The 19,563-nt window shown below is 33.4% G+C and carries 15 protein-coding genes; 13 read left to right on the top strand and 2 right to left on the bottom strand.

The window, feature by feature from the left end; all coding sequences use genetic code 11:
* Window positions 1-138: 138 nt before the first annotated feature.
* Entirely contained in the window at window positions 139-645 is a 507-nt protein-coding gene (locus tag ABH968_RS15375) for a sigma-70 family RNA polymerase sigma factor (RefSeq protein WP_370045254.1), read from the top strand.
* Window positions 638-1,750, top strand: coding sequence for a hypothetical protein (locus ABH968_RS15380; protein WP_370045256.1), 1,113 nt, complete (start codon window positions 638-640; stop codon window positions 1,748-1,750). The genes ABH968_RS15375 and ABH968_RS15380 overlap by 8 nt, the downstream gene beginning before the upstream one ends.
* 324 nt (window positions 1,751-2,074) lie before the next feature.
* Here the strand turns inward: ABH968_RS15380 and ABH968_RS15385 are convergent, their stop codons facing one another.
* Entirely contained in the window at window positions 2,075-3,241 is a 1,167-nt protein-coding gene (locus ABH968_RS15385) for an MFS transporter (protein ID WP_370045258.1), read from the bottom strand.
* A gap of 93 nt (window positions 3,242-3,334) precedes the next feature.
* Between ABH968_RS15385 and ABH968_RS15390 the strand changes: the two genes are divergently transcribed.
* The 3 genes from ABH968_RS15390 (at window position 3,335) to ABH968_RS15400 (ending at window position 6,094) form a co-directional block, all read left to right on the top strand.
* Window positions 3,335-3,709 carry a MerR family transcriptional regulator gene (locus ABH968_RS15390; protein WP_370045260.1) on the top strand — a complete coding sequence of 125 codons (375 nt, stop codon included), beginning with the start codon at window positions 3,335-3,337 and terminating at the stop codon, window positions 3,707-3,709.
* A gap of 132 nt (window positions 3,710-3,841) precedes the next feature.
* Window positions 3,842-4,822: an aldo/keto reductase gene (locus ABH968_RS15395; RefSeq protein WP_370045262.1), complete on the top strand. Its 981-nt coding sequence runs from the start codon at window positions 3,842-3,844 to the stop codon at window positions 4,820-4,822.
* Window positions 4,823-4,837: 15 nt separating this feature from the next.
* Window positions 4,838-6,094, top strand: a complete 1,257-nt coding sequence (locus ABH968_RS15400) for an MFS transporter (protein WP_370045264.1) — start codon at window positions 4,838-4,840, stop codon at window positions 6,092-6,094.
* A 176-nt stretch (window positions 6,095-6,270) separates the two neighbouring features.
* On the opposite strand, the gene ABH968_RS15405 is transcribed toward ABH968_RS15400, so the two are convergent.
* On the bottom strand, window positions 6,271-7,143 hold the full coding sequence (locus ABH968_RS15405; RefSeq protein WP_370045265.1) for a glycine betaine ABC transporter substrate-binding protein: 873 nt from the start codon (window positions 7,141-7,143) through the stop codon (window positions 6,271-6,273).
* Window positions 7,144-7,524: 381 nt separating this feature from the next.
* Between ABH968_RS15405 and ABH968_RS15410 the strand changes: the two genes are divergently transcribed.
* The 8 genes from ABH968_RS15410 (at window position 7,525) to ABH968_RS15445 (ending at window position 19,531) form a co-directional block, all read left to right on the top strand.
* Window positions 7,525-10,014, top strand: coding sequence for an InlB B-repeat-containing protein (locus ABH968_RS15410; protein WP_370045267.1), 2,490 nt, complete (start codon window positions 7,525-7,527; stop codon window positions 10,012-10,014).
* 603 nt (window positions 10,015-10,617) lie between these two features.
* Window positions 10,618-12,111, top strand: coding sequence for a helix-turn-helix domain-containing protein (locus ABH968_RS15415; RefSeq protein WP_370045268.1), 1,494 nt, complete (start codon window positions 10,618-10,620; stop codon window positions 12,109-12,111).
* Between the two features lie 33 nt (window positions 12,112-12,144).
* Window positions 12,145-13,443, top strand: a complete 1,299-nt coding sequence (locus ABH968_RS15420) for a protoglobin domain-containing protein (protein ID WP_370045270.1) — start codon at window positions 12,145-12,147, stop codon at window positions 13,441-13,443.
* 15 nt (window positions 13,444-13,458) lie between these two features.
* The gene (locus ABH968_RS15425) at window positions 13,459-14,457 is read left to right on the top strand and encodes an HD domain-containing phosphohydrolase (RefSeq protein ID WP_370045271.1); all 999 of its coding nucleotides are present in this window, start codon (window positions 13,459-13,461) and stop codon (window positions 14,455-14,457) included.
* Window positions 14,458-14,694: 237 nt separating this feature from the next.
* Entirely contained in the window at window positions 14,695-16,413 is a 1,719-nt protein-coding gene (locus ABH968_RS15430; RefSeq protein ID WP_370045273.1) for a methyl-accepting chemotaxis protein, read from the top strand.
* A 220-nt stretch (window positions 16,414-16,633) separates the two neighbouring features.
* On the top strand, window positions 16,634-17,203 hold the full coding sequence (locus tag ABH968_RS15435; RefSeq protein WP_370045274.1) for a manganese efflux pump: 570 nt from the start codon (window positions 16,634-16,636) through the stop codon (window positions 17,201-17,203).
* Between the two features lie 253 nt (window positions 17,204-17,456).
* Window positions 17,457-18,059, top strand: coding sequence for a heme uptake protein IsdC (isdC, locus tag ABH968_RS15440; RefSeq protein WP_370045276.1), 603 nt, complete (start codon window positions 17,457-17,459; stop codon window positions 18,057-18,059).
* On the top strand, window positions 18,059-19,531 hold the full coding sequence (locus tag ABH968_RS15445; protein WP_370045277.1) for an NEAT domain-containing protein: 1,473 nt from the start codon (window positions 18,059-18,061) through the stop codon (window positions 19,529-19,531). The genes isdC and ABH968_RS15445 overlap by 1 nt, the downstream gene beginning before the upstream one ends.
* Window positions 19,532-19,563: the final 32 nt, after the last annotated feature.

Genomic DNA, 19,563 nt, shown 5'->3' on the forward strand with positions numbered 1-19,563 from the left:
GTCATGTGGCTAAGTTGATTGAAATCGCCCAGCCGGAACGGAAATCAATCTAAAGTTATCGTGATGAGCTTTTTTTTATAAAAATCGAAACGGTGCACTTTTTACATCCGTCTAATTTAATGAGGTGGTGAATGTTGGATGGATTTTGATGGGGTAGCAAGAGAGTACATGAAGGATTTATTCAAAATTGCATATTCATATGTGAAAAATCCCCAATTGGCTGAAGATATTGTACAGGATGTCCTAATAAAAGCTTTTGAGCGACAAGAACAGTTCCGTGGAGAATCGAATTACAGAACTTATTTAATTCGTATGACCATTAATCGCAGTTACGATATATTACGAAGTTGGTCTTACCGCAATTATCAATTAACAAATACTTTTACATCATTTTTTAATCATTCAAAGTCAACCGAAGATTTAGTTGAAGAAAGGAGTAGTAACAAAGAGCTCTACGAACATGTATTTAATTTATCAGTAAAATATAGAGAAGTGATCTACTTATATTATTATTTGGATTATTCCGTTAAAGAGATAGGGGCTTTACTAGATTTATCTGAAAATACGGTGAAGACTAGGCTTGCTCGAGGACGTGAAAAGTTAAAAAAGTTACTAAAAGAGGAGGAGGCGATATTCAATGAATAAAGAACAGATAAAAAAGAGTTTGGATCATTTTTTTGAAAAGAATAATCTTCCCTCCGAAAAGTCGATAGAAAGAATGTTAAATTATAAAAATCAGAAACCAAAAAAGAATCTGGTCTTATATCCTAAGTATTTATTCGGATTCATTACTACAATCGTAACAGTAAGTTGTATTATTTTTATTTTAGGAGTAATTAAACCAACAGAAAGTACTGTAGATGTTACTAGTAACAAAAATTCTAAACTTCTAGAAGAATTAAATCTTGAAAAAGTCCAAATGGAACCTCTAAACAATACTTTTTTTAATGTACTTGTATATGAAATGCAATACTTCCAATCTGCCTTTTGGACTAAAGAAGAGGCAAAATTGCATAGTTTTGATTCGCTTATTGAGCGAACAGCAATGATGACTTTTGCTCAAAGTAAAGGTATTGAAGTTAATGATAAGGAAATTGAAGAACTTGCTAAACAAAAAAACACAAAATATCTTCATGAAATTTCTCAAGAAAAGGCAGTATCTGAGTATGGAGATTTATTTAAGGCTTTAGGTATTTCAGAAAACGAATATTATAAAGATGTTGTATATTTCAACGCGAAATATGAACTATTAGAAAGTAGACTTTTAAAAGAATTAAGTATAAGAAATAAAAATAGTGAAGAATATAATCAGCTTTACAGGAACGCTATTCATTTTTATATGGAAGTTGCTGCGGATGATATAACTAGATTTAAAGAGGGTTTTCAAATAGTTGAACAATTATCCGTAAAAAAACTTAATTCTTTAAAAGAACCAGTAGAAGTTTCCTTTGATTATAAAAATATATCAGCCTTAGCATTAGGCCAAAATTCAAACGGTGAATTGGAATTTATAAATCCTCGTGAAACTTGGAATTATATTTTAGAAGTATATGCTGAAATTCTATATAAAGCAGATGAAGGGAATGAAAAGTATATCCCATTTGCTCCAAAAACATATAATAAATACAAAGCCTCATTAAAAAAATTTGCTGAAAATTCATCTAATGAATACCAAACAGAGGCTATACAATTACTAGAAATATTAAATATATTTGAGCATTCTTATAATGAAGAATATCAATTTGAGTAATTATGGATGTTTCGGTATAAATTTCTCGGAATGTTAAGGATAACTGGGAAACGTAAAGTTAAATATTGGGTCACATATCAAATATACTTTTAATGAGATGATCTCCATCAGGGATATTATAAAAAAATCCATCTACTGACTTATAGTAGATGGATTTTCTGCTTTAATTAGTGATGCAGTCCTTGATTTTATATTACTTAGAGAACTTTTAGCAGGTCCCACTAGTTTTTCGTCACAAATATAAAGGCACCAACTTTTTAAGAGTAGTAGTTTGCTAAGTTCCCCATTTCGTGTTGAAAACTGGGCGTCCTCCTATCCTTTTAGTTAAAGCCCTTGAATTGAAGTATTTTCTCTACGGTTTATCGTTAGCGAATAAATAGCAGAGATAAGGGCTAAAACTACCATAATACCGGCTACCCATGTGTTGATAGTTACGGAATAGTAGTCTACAAGTAAACCACCCAAACCAGAACCTAAAGCTACTCCAAGATGTAAAAATGAAGTATTTAAACCTAATTGGATATCTGAGGAATCGGGAGCAGACTCAGCTAGATAATTTTGTACAGCTGGACTAAGAGCCCAAACCATCACACCGTATAGTACGACAACGATCAATAAACTGATCATTGATCCTGTAGAATAAGGTAATAGGAACAAGGAAACTGCAAAAAGTATAAGAAATGTGAGTATAGTTTTTGCTCCGCCAAATTTATCGGATGCCCAGCCACCAATCCAACCACCTGTTATTCCAGCTATACCAAAAACTAGTAAGACCATACTAATCATATTTGTAGATAAGTCCATTGTTGTTTTAAGAAAAAGCGTGAAATAAGTATAAACTATGAAATGACCAGTTAGCTCCAAAACTGATATGAGCTGGATTGATGCGATTTTTTTACTTTTTAATGTGGCTATTTGCTTAAGTAAAGGAATGGCTGGTTGTGGTGGAACCTTAGGTAAAAACTTAATGATTCCTACCATAGAAACAATACTTAAGACTGAAACTAATACAAATGTCATCCTCCAACCAAAATTTTCACCGATAATAGTTCCTAGTGGTACACCTAACACTAATGATGCACTTAAACCCATAAAAATTAATCCAATAGCTCTTCCTCTTAATTCAGTAGCAACAGTATTAGCAGCCATTGTTACGGAAGTGACAACCACGATAGAGCAACTAGCTGCAAGAATAATTCTAGCAATTAATAAGGTTGTAAAATTCGGACTAAATATAGATAAAATATTAGCTCCTAGAAAAGTTAACATTGCTATGAGCAGTAATTTACGTCTTTCTATTTTAGAAGTTAAAGCAATAAGTACTGGAGCCCCAAAGGCAAAAACCAATGAAAAAATTGAAACTAACTGACCAACTGCTCCTACAGAAACATGTAAATCTTCTGCAATCATGTTTATTATCCCGGCGATCACCAACTCCACTGTGCCAGCAACAAATGTGGCAAGTGCTAAAACAAAAATCCCTTTATTCATCAAAAATTCCTCCTAAAAACTATTAAAAAATGAATCTAGGAACAAACATACTCCTTAGAGTGCACTATAAAGCAAGTGTGTTATAATAAAAATATGGAAAAATTATTAACTATTCAGGATATATCCTCAATCACTGGTCTTAGTTCTTACACTCTACGCTACTATGAAAATATTGGTCTTTTATGTGAGATTGAAAGAGATGAAAATGGATATCGTAAATACTCTAAGAGCGATATTTTATGTATAGACTTTCTCATTATGTTACGTAACACAGAAATGCCTGTAAGAGATATGAAAAAATTTGCAGACCTAAGACGTCAAGGTGATTCTACCGTTACTGAAAGACGAGAACTATTAGAAGCTCATCAAGAGAACGTTCTTAACCAAATTAAGCAATTAGAAAATAGTTTAATTAAGGTTAATGAAAAAATTGACTACTATAAAAATTTGGAGAAAAAAGTTAAATAATCCAATTAAATACGTTTATAGAGACCTTTCTAAAAGGTCTTTTTTTTATGGGAAATGGGAAAAATTGCATTTGCCTTAGAGTGCACTCTAATCGATATAATTTCATGCTATAGAAAGATTGGAGGAGAAAAAATGAAATATCGATCTATTGGAGATTTAAGTGTTTCATCCTTAGGATTAGGATGTATGGGAATGTCAGAATACTATGGAACTCAAAATGATGAGGAATCGATTGCTACATTGCATTACGCCTTAGAACTCGGTGTTAACTTTTTTGATACAGCTGATCAATATGGAGTGGGGAAAAACGAAGAATTAGTCGGTCAAGCATTAAAAAATGTCAGACAACAGATAAACATAGCTACCAAATTTGCTTTTGAAAGAGATGAGAGTGGGAAGGTAATTCAAATTAACGGCAGCCCGGAATATGTAAAAAAGGCCTGTGAAGCAAGCCTAAGACGGTTAAATACTGACTACATCGATCTATATTATCTACACCGTGTAGATCCCAGCGTTCCCATAGAAGAGACAGTTGGTGCTATGAAGGAATTAGTTGAAGAAGGTAAAGTACGACATATTGGGCTTTCAGAAGTATCTTCTCAAACAATAAAACGAGCACAAAAAGTACATCCTATAGCTGCATTACAGACAGAGTATTCAATATGGACTAGAGATATTGAAGAGGAAATATTGCCACTTTGCCGTGAACTAAATATCGCTGTTGTACCATATAGTCCTCTGGGACGAGGGTTTTTATCTGGAAAAATTAAGTCAGTCGATAAATTCGTAGAAAACGATTTTAGAAGGAACGCACCTCGATTTCAGGGAGGCAACTTCAATCAAAACCTTTCTTTGATTCGACAGCTAGAAGATATAGCAAACCAACTGAATATTAGTCCTGCACAACTCGCATTAACATGGTTGATGTCTAATGGATTAGATATCATCCCTATACCAGGGACAAAAAGGAGATCTTACTTAAAAGAAAATATAGCTGCGATAGATTTTGAATTGCCAAATGATGTGAAGGATTTCATAAATAAAGCGATACCTGTAGGTTCAGCGGCTGGTGATAGATATCCTGTACATTCTATGAAACTATTAAATCAGTGAAAGAAGGGTATATAATTGGAAGTTTGGAAAAAGAATATGTATATTTTGAGCATTGCACAATTTTTAGTCATGTCTGCATTTAGCTTAATTATACCTTTTATTCCAGTTTATCTTAAAAGTGATTTAGATGTTCACTCTCAAACTGATATTCAGCTTTGGACAGGGATGATTTTTGGAGCTACTTTTTTATCTGCTTTTCTTTTTCAGCCGATATGGGGAAAGATTGCAGATCGAACGAGTAGGAAAACTATTCTAATCCGTTCAGCATTTGGAATGGCATTTGCCACATGTTTAATGACCTATAGCACAACAGCTTGGCACTTATTAGTTCTACGTTTTATCTTAGGGATTTTTGGTGGATTTATCCCTGCATCTTCTCCATTCATCACAATGAATACTCCTAAAGAAAAAATAGGTTATGCACTCGGTGTAGCCCAATCAGGTGCTTACACCGGGAATATTTTTGGACCGCTAATAGGTGGAGTTTTGGGACAGTGGATAGGATTTTATAAAATCCTTTATGTGTCTAGCGCTATGTTACTGATTTCAGGGGCACTTATTTTATTCTTTTTAACAGAACTTAATAAACCTGAACTAAGTACATTGAAAATTCCGACGCCTAAGAGAGGACGTATTAATTTTTTCTCTGAACTAAGGGAAATTACGAAAGAACCTCTAATTGGAATTTTGTTTATGGTTGGATTTCTTATTCAGTTTTCAACGATGAGTACTTCACCATTTTTGGCTACGTATGTAGAAAGTATTTGGAACAATGATGTCTTTTTAACAATGATGGTAGGTTTATCGGTTTCTATCTCGGGTTTCTCTATTATGATCTTTTCCCCCATTTTAGGAAGAAAAGCAGATCAAGTGGGTCCTGAAATTATTTTGTTAATTTCTTTGTTTGGGAATTTTATTTGTTATGTTTCTCAAGCATTGGTTTCTTCTATATGGCTTTTTCTACTCGCTAGGTTCTTAATGGGAATATTTCTAGGTGGTCTTCTCCCATCGATAATAAGTTTAATACGAAAAAATGCACCTGAAAAAATGGAAAGTTTAACATTCGGTTATTATCATAGTGCTCTATTTTTAGGAAATCTAATTGGTCCTTTGCTTGGTGGATATTTAAGTGGAATAATACACATAAAAGGGGTTATTTTTTTGGCTGGTCTCCTCTTTTTAGTAAATAGTTTAATTTTAAAATTTCATTTGTTTAGACAAGAATCCTATGTATCTTTACTTAAGAGAGCCATTTCCATTCGGAGGTATTAAAATAACATGAAAAAATCCATTTACTAAGCAATCAGTAAATGGATTTTTTGTTGATTAAGTGTAACCGAGTACTCTAACTTTTGCGTGAGCATTTATACTACTCAATATGTAAGATCTGAATTTCTCATGTCGAAGTCAAATTGTTGAACAGAGCATATAAAAGCTCATCATTTGTGTTATTTTACATCTTTTGTCCACTCTGAAACTTTATCTTCATTGTCTTTAATCCATTTTTTTGCTGCTTCTTTAGGATCAGAGCCTTCCATAATATCAAACATAACACTTTCTATATCTTCTGCAGTCCAGTGGAAGTTTTTGAGAACACTATATGCTCCCGGATTATCTTCTTTTAATCCTTTACGTGCAAACGTACCAATATATTCTTCAGCTCCGTATATGCCTTTAGGATCGTCTAAATATTTTAAATCAAAAGCATTAAATTTCCAGTGAGGTGACCAACCTGTAACTATGATTTCTTCATTTTTCGCAATGGCTTGACTAAGAGCTGCTGTCATTGCGCCTCCAGATGAGGTAAGTACATTCCAGCCTTCAAGGTTACTATATTCTTTATAAGCATTTTCCGTAGTTGCTGTCATATTTGCTCCTGGATCAATGCCAGTTATCGTTTTACCAGCTTCATCTGTTAAATCTTCGATAGAATTTACATCCATATAACTAGGAACAACTAAGCCAATTTTTGCACCTGCAAGGTTTTCACCCAAATCGACTATTTTATCTTTGTACTTCTCAACTTGTGGGGCATGAGTTTGTGGTAACCAAGCTGACACCATACCATCAACTTCTCCTTTTGCAAGAGCTTCCCACATAACTCCGTTATCTAGTGGTGTTAGTATTGTATCATATCCTAAATCTTCTAGAACTTGTCCTACTACGTTTGTAGAGGCAATTTCCGTATCCCATTCAACATAGGTTAAGTTCACTTCTTTTTTTTCTTTATTTTTCGTGCCTTCATCATCTGAGCCACAAGCAGTTAATACTATCATTAGTGCGAAGGCCAATCCTATCTTTAATAATTTACCGAATCTCATAAAATCTCCCTTTCTTCTACAGTGTAAGATGAGATATATCTAAAAATTAACAAGTAACAACTTAACGTTAACAAAAGGTTGTTACTTTTGTCAAATCGCCTTTAATAGAAAATTGTTTAAACTCTGATAGCGAATGATAGAAAAAATATCCAAAGCTAACTTCGAATCTATGGAATCAGGCGGAAATATATAAGGCATTTTAGTTAGTAAAAGCACAAAATGATGCTGATTTTGATGAAACTTAAAATTGCAACAAAAAAGATTATCAAAATATGTTCGAAAACTAACAAATTTTGATTTTATCAAATTTTTAGATAATGCTATAGTTTCAATGTCAAAAAATATGGGTTTATATGTTAAGGAAAGAGGATGTTATAGTAAATGAAAAAAGCAAGCTTACTATTGATGATTGTCATACTTTTGATATCTTCTCAACTATCATTAAGTAATCTATCTGCTTATGCAAAGAGTGATAGTGAAGGTGATTATATAACAGAGAGTGTGGATGGCGGTGTAGCCATTGTCGAATATCGGGGTGAATCAAAGGATATTGATATTCCCGAAGAGATTGAAGGACAACCAGTCGTAGAAATAGGGTATAAAGCGTTTGAAGGTGTGGTACTAACCAGTGTAGTGATACCATTAAGCGTTACAAAGATTGGAATAAGTGCATTTGCATTTAATAAATTAACAAGCGTAAAGATACCACCAAATGTAACAACTATAGGAAGTAGTGCATTTTATTCTAATTATTTAAAAAGTATTGAACTCCCATCAAGTATAAAGACAATCGGACATTCTGCATTTCATTTCAACAGATTGGATTCTGTAATATTTCATGGGAAATCTTATTATTTCGCACCTTTCGGAACACCATTTGATCAGCAAGCTCAACTAAGAAAAACACTAGTTGGATGGTTTGAAGACAATAACCATTCTATTAAGTGGACTGAAAATGTTTTACAGCCAATGACAATTTACGCAAAGTGGAAAATAAACAGCTATTTAGTCACTTTTGAATCAAACGGCGGAAGTAAAATATGGGAAAAAGAAGTCCCTCTGTCTGGAGAGCTCCAAGCTCCGACTCCTCCTGTGAAGGCTGGTTATATTTTTGATGGTTGGTATATGGATGTAGAGCTTATAAACGAATGGGATTTTAAGAAAGATAAAGTAACAGAAGACCTAACATTGTATGCGAAATGGAAAAAAGAAAACACTTCGGCAAGCTATATTGTCACGTTTGATTCAAATGGCGGAAGTGAAATATCAAATCAAAAAGTTTTAGAGGAAGAATTGCTAAAAGTCCCGGTTACTCCAGTTAAGGAAGGCTATACATTTGCGGGATGGCATAAAGATAAGGGAATGACAAAACTATGGGACTTTGACCAAGATGTAGTAAAAGAAGATATAACGCTTTATGCCAAGTGGTCAAAAGTAAGCTATATCGTTACTTTTGATTCTAATGGAGGAGGCAAAGTTTCATCACAAACCGTTGGATATAACGAATTAGCGAAAGCACCAATTCCTCCTAATAAGGAAGGCTATACATTTGCAGGCTGGTATAAAGATAAAGCATTAACAGAACTATGGGACTTCAATAAAAATCAAGTAACAAAAGATATCACGCTATACGCTAAATGGACGAAAGCAAGTTACGTCGTCACTTTTGATTCCAATGGAGGAAGCGAAGTTCCATCGCAAGTTGTCAGATATAACGAATTAGTAAAAGCCCCAGTTGCTCCTAATAAGGAAGGCTTTACATTCGGAGGCTGGCACAAAGATAAAGAATTGACAGTACCATGGGATTTTGCAAAAGATGTAGTGACAAAAAATGTTACGTTATATGCGAAATGGACAAAGGATAACACATCTGGAGGAGGATCTGGTGGAGGTTCACCAAGCTATAAAGTCATTTTTGACTCTAATGGAGGAAGTGAAGTGCCAGCACAAACGGTTGGCTATAACGATTTAGTGAAAGCCCCAACTACTCCAGTAAAAGATGGCTATCAATTTATTGGCTGGTATAAGGATGCAGAGCTTAAAAATGAATGGGACTTTACGAAAGATAAAGTAACCGCAAACATAACGTTGTATGCGAAATGGACAAAGGAAAATGTGTCAGAAGTGGATTATGTTGTTACTTTTGATTCAAATGGAGGCAGTAAAGTTCCTTCGCAAACAGTGGCGTATAAGGCTTTAGTGAAAGCCCCTTCTAATCCAAAGAAGGAAGGCTACACATTTATCGGCTGGTATAAAAATAAAGAATTCACAAAAGCATGGGATTTTAAGAAAGATGTAGTCACAGAAGATTTAACGTTATATGCTCGATGGATGAAGGAGAGTACTGGCTGTGACATTACTTTCAAGGATATTGATCATAACTGGGCAAAAGATATGATCGAAGAAATTGCCAATCGATGCATTATTAAAGGCTATCCAGATGGCACTTTCCGACCAAATAATATGATTCAACGTCAGCATGTGGTGCTTATGATTGACCGTGCATTACAACTAGCACCAATAAGAGATGCTGCATCATTTTCGGATGTACCTAAAAGTCATGTATATTATGAACAAATCACACGACTACAACGAGCGGGTATCGTGGATGGTTCAAACGGAGCATTTCGACCAAACGCTTATATAACACGTGCCCAAATGGCAAAAATGATGGTGCTTGCATTTGGCTTAACGCCAGAAGGCAATAGTACGTTCAAGGATGTCGATCCATCACACTGGGCGAGTGGATATATTGCCGCTCTAGCAGACCATAACATTGCACTAGGTGATGAAAACAGCAATTTTAGACCAAATGAAAACTTAACACGTGCACAATTTACGGCGTTTATGTATCGAGCGCTTGGTTTATAAGTCTTACTATGAAGGGAGATGTATCTTAATTTGATACATCTCTTTTTCAATTTTAGATAAGAAAGTGGGACTTGTATATGACAGCTATTTGTATTTCATCAATCCTTGCAAAAGCATGTGGGGTTGGGAAATAACCTCTCATGATAGAAGTTCTGGAGATGAAGATGAAAAACTAGAATTGAAAACCCCCGAAAGATAGATGTTTTGAATGGATTTATAAGATTATCAAGTTTTGCTTGAAAATGAACAAAAAGTGATTTTGTTTGTTTTAAAATGCCTGATATAGTGTAAATATCCTTAAAAACTAGAGGATTTATTCACAGTTTCTCAAAATGAGTGAATTTGGTGAAAATAAGTTGCATTTGTTGTTTAAAAGAGTATTTGATGGAAGTGAAATATTCATTAACATCTTTTTTATTAGCAACTTTTATTATCTAGAGTAGTTATAAAGTATCGAAAATAATGCTTTTTAATGTTTAGTGTCGTGAAAAACGGGAATAGAATGTATTGATAAGAGTTATATAAGCTTATCTAATTTCAAATAAATGGTTTATTAGTGTGACACAGCTGTGGTTTACCGGTGGAAGACATTGAGGTGTTTTTATGTATAATTTTTTGGATCGTTTATCTTTGCAAAAGGTGGGTGTATTACATCATATTTACAAAGAACAGAGGCTATTTTCAAGTTTAGAGTTATCTCAAAAGATGGATCTGTCTGAAAGAACAATATTGAAAATAGTTGATGAGATAGCAATTGATTTAGAATTTATTACAGAGTCTGCTGTTATCCAAAAAGAAGAGCTTAAGTATTTTCAATTAATTTATAAAGATAATTTTTCTATGAAGACTATAGAAAGATATTATTTACAAAACTCATTAACATATAAAGCTTTTGATGAGATGTTTTACAATAAATTTTATGATATTAACATGTTTGTTTTGGAGAATTTCACCAGCCCTGCATCCGTGTATCGACGAATAAAAAAAGTTAAGCCTTTGTTAGATCAATTTCAATTGAAGTATACATCTTATGAAAAAGTCAGTCTTGAAGGGACAGAAAAGCAATTTCGTTATTTTTACTTCTTGTTTTACTGGAATTCGTATTGGGGAGAAGAATGGCCATTTACACTAGTTACAAGAGAAGAAATAGTAGATTTAATGAAGGAAGTAGACATAGCGTATTCCGAACAATTGTTATATTGGCTGGCCATTTGCTTAACCCGCGCAAAATTAGGTTGCTTAATCGAATATCATCCAATGTATGCAAACTTTACGAAACATCATCATAACTATGAGCAATTATCGGAAAAAATTAAGTATATATTTAGAGAATTTACTGATTTATCAGATGAAGAAATTGAATTAGAAACAATGTTTTCATTTTCCATCATTAGCTGCATGCGTCATTATCAGAAAAAAGATAATGCAGTAAGTTTATTGATGAACTTTGCACAGCACCATAATCAGGAATTATTTATACAAACAACTTTATATTGGATGGAAATTTTCATGGAGCATTTTTCAGTTACTTTAGATGTAGAAGAATATGGTGCACTCTTTATAAATTTACTGCATCTTCATTATTTTATTTTAACTTTTTCTGGTCCAGCCAATTTATTTAAAGAAGATCTTTATCAAAAGCGATTAGAAATGCATGAAACTGCTCAAATAGAAATCATGAATCAGTTTTATGATCGGCTATTGGAAAATAAGGCATTCGCCATTGTATTTAAACGTAGAGAAATATTAATTGGTCGATATCATAAATTACTAAAACAAACAATTGATTTTGAAAATAGAGATTCAATTAAAATAAAAATATTTTCAATGATAAATGATGCTCCTTATCTATTCAGTCAAATAAAACGTCTTTTTATCCATGTTGAGTTATGTTCTAAAGATGAAGAGGCAGAGTTAATTATAACGGATCGCTTATACTTAAATATTAAAAAAGACTTAGAAGACATATTTGTATGGAATTCAGTTCCGGACAGAGGAGACTATGATAGATTAGCAAGAAAACTACAGGAAATCTATTTTAATAAATATCAACAACCAAATAAGCTATTATTGAAAACTTTATTAAGTGAAGTTTAAATTAATCGATATTTTAGGGATGGAGGTCGATTTATGTTCTGGAAAAATAAAAAGAAAGAGATAGATAACGGCTTTATATTACTTGATAGTAATATAAAAATGAGTATTCAAAATGGCAGTGAAAAAGATAAACAAATAAAAATGATTAATTTTTCAATAGAAGAGCTACAAGTAATTAAAAACTTACAGCCACTTATTGAAGAAAACATCGATGACATTGTTGATCTTTTTTACAAGAACCTCAGATTGGAAGAATCTCTACTAACACTAATTAATAATAATAGTTCAGTAGATGCTCTGAAGAAAACGTTAAAATCACATATTTTGGAAATTTTTTTAGGAATAATTGATGATGAATACTTTTTAAAAAGGGCTAGAATAGCACAAATGCATGTGAAAATTGGTCTGCAGACAAAATGGTATTTATGTGCTTTTCAAAATTTGTTTATAACAATTATGGAGATTATTGAAAAGAATCTTTCTGAAAAGGAACTTTATTTTTCTAGTGTAAAAGCACTCTCAAAGTTATTTAACTTAGAACAACAAGTCGTTCTTGAAGAATACGATAAAGAGATAAGTAGAATTAAAGGAAAGTTAGACGAACAGGCGGAAAAAATAAAAATTCAAGTGATGAATTCAACTGAAAACTTAGCAGCAATTTCAGAGCAAACCAATGCAGCATTTCAGGAATTACATATTCATTGCACAGAAATGGTGGAAATCGTAAATGCCGGAAAAGCGTTATCTGTGTTAGCAGAGGAGAGAGCTGAACATGGGAAAATTCAAATAAGTAGACAGGATAATAATATGAAGAATGTTCATGAGGCAGTTCAAATAATTTCCAACGATATAGAAGACTTGTTAAAGATAACAAAGGAAGTTCAAGGCATTATTGATATTGTAACGAAAATAGCAGATCAAACAAATTTATTATCTTTAAACGCAGCCATTGAAGCAGCGAGGGCTGGCGAACAGGGAAGAGGATTTGCAGTTGTAGCAGATGAAGTTAAAAAATTATCAGAAGTAACGAAAAAGTCAGTCTCGAATGTAGCTCATTTAATTTTATCTACTGTATCTAAAGTAGATAAGTTATCGGCTTCACTTGACTTGATTAATCAATCTGTTGAAGACGGAAAACAAATTATGGAACAAACAGACATATATTTCGAGCAAATTTTACAATCTATGAAGGAAACACAAGAACATAATGAACATTCACAAGAGGAAATCGATATTTTTGCCAATGTTGTAAATGAGTTAGGTAAAGCATTTGAAGAAGTTGCATTGTCGGCTGACCGACTTGCTAGTTTTGCTAATGAATTAAACAATTGATGAGGAGTCGTTTGAATGTGTAAAAATATACCAAAAGAATTAACGTATTATTTAAAATTGGGTGATGCTGTTGTAATCGTTGATGAAGACCAATTAATTATCGATGTAAATCAACAGTACGAAACGATCACCGGCTATAAAAGAGAATTTCTTATTGGACTACCAGTAGAGTGTTTAAAATCGAGTGTAACACCATTTGTTATGTATAAATCGTTAATTAGTACATTAAGTAAAGGACAGCCATGGTCAGGGACAATGGTGAATGTCAACAAATCATTAGAGTTAAGGTACTCATTTATAACGATTACTCCAATTGAAATAAATGGAATTGTTTATTATGTAGGGGTAATGCGCTTAGCAGAACAACTATTGATAGAAGAAGTAAATCAGAACAAAATAGATCAAAAGGAGCTATTTAAGTTGTTAGCTCTATCAAGTGAAATGCGCGATGTAAATATAGCAGAACATCTTTTGAATGTGCAAAAGTTAGCAGAAGAATTCTTGCTAAGCCTCTTTGAAGATAGAACGTATCATTTATCGTTAGAGTATATTAGTAAAATTATAGAATACAGTGTATTACATGACATTGGAAAATCGGGTATACCAGAATCGATACTGTATAAAACGGGTCCACTAACAGTCTATGAAAAAAAAATTATGAAGATGCATCCTCTTATGGGTGTAGATGTATTGAATAAACTATCGAATGAAATGAACAATAAAGTTTTTGATGATACAAAAATAGCTAAAAATATTATTAAATATCATCATGAGAATTGGGATGGAACAGGATATCCAATGGGATTAAAAGGAGAAGAAATTCCATTTGAAGCGAGAATAATATCTATAGTAGATGTTTACGACGCTTTAGTTAGTAATAGAGCATATAAAAAAGCTTGGACAAAAGAAGAAGCTCTTTCCTATTTAAAGGAACAGAAAGGTATTAAGTTTGACCCTCATTTAGTAGAAGTGTTTATCGAAAAAGTTATTCATAAAAATAGTATTTTTCTATAAGTCCAAAGCTATGAGTTATAGGGGAAACCACTATATTTAATTTCCATAATTACCCTTTATCGTTAAAAATAAGTCTATCAACAAAATTTGTGGATAACATGTTAAAATGTGTGCCATTTATATAAATTGATTTCCGTTCCGACTAAACGCCCCCAGGAAAGCGCACAGTCGGAACGGAATTCACTCCACGTTATGGAGATGAGCTTAAAAAATTATATGAATATGACGGAGGAGCAAATGAAGTTTTTTAAAAATACATCATTGGTTGGGAAGTTCGGAATATTGAACACTGTTATGTTGATTGCAATTGTCATCATAGGGTTTACTGGGATATATGGCGTTAAAGAAATGAATGATAATGCTAAGCATATTTATGAAGAAAATTTAACATCTGTATATTTATTAAGCAATATTTCAATTAACCAGCAAAAAATAACTAATTTAAAGTTCAAAATTTTTTATAATTCACAAGATAACGATGAGAAAATTGAATATTACGAAAAAATAGCAGCTTTAGAAGAAGAAAATAGTCGTACATTTCAAGATTTAAAGAATACAAAAATGAGTAGCGAAGAAAAAAAGTTAAGTAAGAATTTAGAACAAGTACTTGAAAGTTATAAAGGTACATTAGAATCCATTTTTCAACAAGTTATCTCTGATGCGGATATAGAAAATGCTGATGCATTACTAAAACCTCTAGTAGAGATAGAGAAGCAAAGAGATGATCTTATGGAACAAATAGAACAAATAAATATCAAAAGCGCTGAAATGAAAAGCGAAGAAAATAATACAGCATATACTAAAACTCTTTATAGAAACATCGTTATTATGGCTATTGTTTTAATATTTAGTGTAAGTGTTTTAATTTATTTAAGCAGATATGTCAAAAAGGCAATCTCCAATATTAAAGATGTTGTATCTGGAGTAGAGAATGGAGATTTAACACAACATGCCGAGGTGATCTACTCTGATGATCTTGGGGAAATTACTGTAGGATTGAACAATTCTGTTTCGCATATTCAGGAACTTGTTTCTAGTGTAAGTAGCACCTCAGCACAAATGAGTATTTTAAGTGAAGATCTAACTGCAACGATTGAGGAAATTACTGCTTCCATGGATGAAATTGATACAACTACAAAGGAAGTTGCAATGGGAAGTACTACACTAGGTGCTACAACCGAGCAATTAAACGCTACTGCAATTGAGGTGCTTGATAGTACGGAAAAATTAAATGAGAAAACAGAATATAGTCTTGATTTCTCACAAAAAGTAAAAGATAGAGCAATTGATATTAAGGAAACAGCTATTCAAGCATATAGTACCGCTCGTAATCTATATGATGAAAAACAAAAATTAGTTTTAGAAGCAATTCAAGCTGGAAAAATCGTATCCGAAGTAAAAGTAATGTCCGATACAATAGCAGATATTGCGGATCAAACCAATTTATTAGCCTTAAATGCAGCTATCGAGGCCGCAAGAGCAGGGGAGCAAGGGAAAGGTTTTGCTGTTGTAGCTGACGAAGTTCGGAAATTAGCCGAACAATCATCTGAAACCGTTCAAAAAATACAAATTATTACTAGTGAAGTAGAAGAAGCATTTACGAATGTGTCTATTAATGCGCAAGAGCTTTTACACTTTATAGATCATAAAGTAACACCTGATTATGAGCTTTTCCAAAACAGTGGAATTCAATATGAAGAAGATGCTATGTACTTTAACAAATTAATAACTGAAGTGACAGCCTTTGTTGGAACGATGAAATATTCCATGCTGGAAATACAAAAGGCAATTGAAAATGCATCCAATGTCGCTATTGAGTCATCTGATCAGTCCAATGATATAGCAAAGAGTATTTCAGAAACATTACAAGCTATACAGCATGTAGCACATTCATCCGTTGAAACCGCAAATATTGCTGAAAAGATTTCCCAACAATTGAATAAGTTCAAACTATAGGAAAACGGTAGCCGCGGGTAAAAGACGAAAAAACGTATTTAATATCCAGTCTTCCACGGGTAAAGGCATGTAGAGCTCAAGTCCTTATATGAAATAGTCATTGAATCAAGGGTAATCCCAACTCTTCGCGAGTAAATCCGTTCAAAACATAGATGAACAAAAATTTTTTCCCTTCATATCCTATGTGAGAATGGATTTTATGTTATTGAGGAGGAAAGGAATGCATTGGATAGCCATCATTCTTATTGGGATAGCTGCCAACTTAGATAATTTAGGAATTGGTCTCGCCTATGGTATTAAGCGAGTGAAAATACCCATATTATCCAATGCGGTTATTGCCCTTATTTCAATGATCGTCACATACGCCGCAGTAACAGCTGGAAGCGTAGTTATTAATTTTATCTCTCCAGATTTCGCAAATTTAATAGGAAGTCTTTTACTTTGTGCTATTGGGATATGGACTTTATTATCTAGTCGCTTTTCTAAACAAGGGATATTGGGAAATCCTGAAGTATTTGATGAGGATAAAAATTATATAATTTCAATTCGAGAAGCAATGACGCTCGGCTTTGTCTTATCAGCCAACTGTTTAGCTGGAGGAATAGCACTTGGAGCCAATGGTATTTCTGCAATCTGGACAGTTATTTCTATCGGTATTTTTTCGTTCATAACAGTAGGCGCTGGCGTTCATTTTGGAGTCTTACTTACCAAGACTTTTATTGGAAAACACTCAACCGCTATTTCTGGTTGGTTACTTATACTTATAGGGATCATTGAAATTGTTTCTTAGTACACTAGATTTCTGGTTGAGATTAATGAATAGAAAGAGTGCTTTTCTATTAAAAAAATAGGAAATATCACATGTTTTTTTGTGATATTTTCTTTTTTTTGAGGTAATTTTGACTTATTGAGGACGAATTTGGTTTAGTGGTTGACATACACTGGCATTAACGATTATTCTTGGTAATAGAAGTATAGTTGAGAATGATTTTCGTTTTCAATAAAATGCTTTCAATTATGTTTTTAGAGGAGGCGTACAACACATGAAGAGATTAATGATGTTCGTTATGCTTGTAACTTTGCTTGTATTTAACATTGCGTTGCCACAAGCATCTGCTCAACTAGCTGACGGCACACATTCGATAAAATATCTGGTCAATAAACCTGAGAGCAACTCTGTATCCATTGCAAACGATTATTTTCTAAAACCAGCAAAGGTCACATTGAAAAATGGGACAGCTACTGTTCAAATTACATTAAAAAATAGTGCATGGATCACAAAGTTCCAACCACCAGGTGGAGCAACTGTAGTAAGTGAAGATAAAGCAGCTGATACTCGTACTGTACAATTTACTGTTAAAGATTTAACGAAACCAGTTGTGACTTCTATGAAAATTGATATTGACGATATTAATTATCATCACGAATACAGTGTCTCACTAGTATTTGATGCAGCATCTGTAGGAAGCACAACAACAAAAGCATCTGATTCGAAAACCACTAATGCTCCAACAAATTCTTCTGAAAGTCATGTGCCGAATCCACAAACAAGTGATGCAACACCATATTTATTAATTGTGGCATTAGTTGGATCAGCATTTTTACTTTATAGAAAAAAACTACAAACAAAAACGGAGGGTCAATAATGGCTAAAAAACAACAATCACGCGCAACAAAAATAGTACTAGCTTCATTGCTAGCAGCATCACTTTCAGCACCATCATTTGCATCTGCAAAGGTAGCTGAAGTAACGACTATAAATACTGAAGTAAAAGCAGAGGCCATTAAATCAGAGAATACTAGCACTATTGTTGATTTTCAAATTTTTAAGCCTGGTACAACAGAACCACAACCTGCAATTAGCTCTCATCTTGTAACACAAGGCACAATCGTTGAGAAGGATGGAAAATTTGAGGCGAAATTAACGGTAGCAGCAAAATCTGCCCCAATGATTGCAGGCTTACAAACAAAGCAAGGTGATAAGTTTGTAGATGCTACTGAAGTGAAAAATGCAGATGGAACAATTACATACAGTTTCCCAGTTGTAGCTGGTGAAGTATTACAAGCGAAAATTCACGTTGTTGTAGCTTCGGCTAATATGGACACGTGGTATGAATTTGATTTAAAAGCAGTAGAAAATAAGGAAGTAACTACTACGGGGGAAAATGGTAAATCTGAAGAGGTTAAAGAAGAAGTTAAAGTGAATGAAGTAGCTGTCACTGTTTACAAAAACGGTACTTCTGAAGAATCTATTATGAAGCAATATATTAAACCAAAAGTAGACGTATCAGTAGTAGATGGTAAAAATATAGTTATTATGACATTCCCTCAAGGTCAATATGTTAAAGGATTCACAGTGGAGGGAAAAGAAGCAACTTTAGTAAGTAAAGACGATGCAACAAATACAAGTAAGTACTCATTTGAAGTGGCAGACTTAAAAAAACTTGTGAATGCCCAGCTGCATATTGTTGTGAATGAGCCAGACAAAGGCGTGAACTATGACTCGAACCACCAAGTACAATTTAGCCTTGCTGTGGAAGGTGCAGTGAAACCAGTGGTGAATCCATTTAAAGATATTAGCAATGATGCTAATAAAGAAGCAATCTTAGCATTATACAGTAAGGGAATTGTTAAGGGGCAAGATAATTTTAAACCATATGATAATATTACACGCTCTCAATTTGCATTAATGATTGCTCGTTCATTAAATTTATCTTCTACAACAGCTGCTGGATTTAAAGATACAGCGAAACTTGACACAGAACGTGTACAAGCAATCAATGCTTTAGCTGAGGCTGGAATTGTCGTGAAAGCAGAGAACTTTAATCCAAATGGAACACTTACTCGCCAACAAGCTGCAGTGATGATTTACCGTGCAGTAGCGCATGTTGCAGGAAAAGAAATGAACTATGGTGATCCAAGTTTATCTTATTATGCCGATGGTGCAACTGTCACAAGTGAAGAAGCAAGAAAAGCCTTTGCGTTTCTGTATACAGGTAAAATCATGACTGGATCTGTAAATGCTGAAGGTAAAACTGTTATAAATGCAAGTAGCCCATTGAAACGCACACAAATGGCAAAAATTTTAAATGGTTCATTACAATACATGAATAAATAGTACGGCTACAGCAACTTCCTTTCTCACTTATT

This window comes from Lysinibacillus sp. RC79, assembly GCF_041262405.1.
In the GTDB taxonomy this organism is placed as follows: Bacteria; Bacillota; Bacilli; order Bacillales_A; family Planococcaceae; genus Lysinibacillus.

Coding starts and splice junctions, on each gene's coding strand:
- ABH968_RS15420 (WP_370045270.1), top strand. CDS start 12,145: ATGTTCTGGAAAAATAAAAAGAAAGAGATAGATAACGGCTTTATATTA.
- ABH968_RS15405 (WP_370045265.1), bottom strand. CDS start 7,143: ATGAGATTCGGTAAATTATTAAAGATAGGATTGGCCTTCGCACTAATG.
- isdC (WP_370045276.1), top strand. CDS start 17,457: ATGAAGAGATTAATGATGTTCGTTATGCTTGTAACTTTGCTTGTATTT.
- ABH968_RS15390 (WP_370045260.1), top strand. CDS start 3,335: ATGGAAAAATTATTAACTATTCAGGATATATCCTCAATCACTGGTCTT.
- ABH968_RS15410 (WP_370045267.1), top strand. CDS start 7,525: ATGAAAAAAGCAAGCTTACTATTGATGATTGTCATACTTTTGATATCT.
- ABH968_RS15435 (WP_370045274.1), top strand. CDS start 16,634: ATGCATTGGATAGCCATCATTCTTATTGGGATAGCTGCCAACTTAGAT.
- ABH968_RS15395 (WP_370045262.1), top strand. CDS start 3,842: ATGAAATATCGATCTATTGGAGATTTAAGTGTTTCATCCTTAGGATTA.
- ABH968_RS15445 (WP_370045277.1), top strand. CDS start 18,059: ATGGCTAAAAAACAACAATCACGCGCAACAAAAATAGTACTAGCTTCA.
- ABH968_RS15415 (WP_370045268.1), top strand. CDS start 10,618: ATGTATAATTTTTTGGATCGTTTATCTTTGCAAAAGGTGGGTGTATTA.
- ABH968_RS15430 (WP_370045273.1), top strand. CDS start 14,695: ATGAAGTTTTTTAAAAATACATCATTGGTTGGGAAGTTCGGAATATTG.
- ABH968_RS15425 (WP_370045271.1), top strand. CDS start 13,459: ATGTGTAAAAATATACCAAAAGAATTAACGTATTATTTAAAATTGGGT.
- ABH968_RS15375 (WP_370045254.1), top strand. CDS start 139: ATGGATTTTGATGGGGTAGCAAGAGAGTACATGAAGGATTTATTCAAA.
- ABH968_RS15380 (WP_370045256.1), top strand. CDS start 638: ATGAATAAAGAACAGATAAAAAAGAGTTTGGATCATTTTTTTGAAAAG.
- ABH968_RS15385 (WP_370045258.1), bottom strand. CDS start 3,241: ATGAATAAAGGGATTTTTGTTTTAGCACTTGCCACATTTGTTGCTGGC.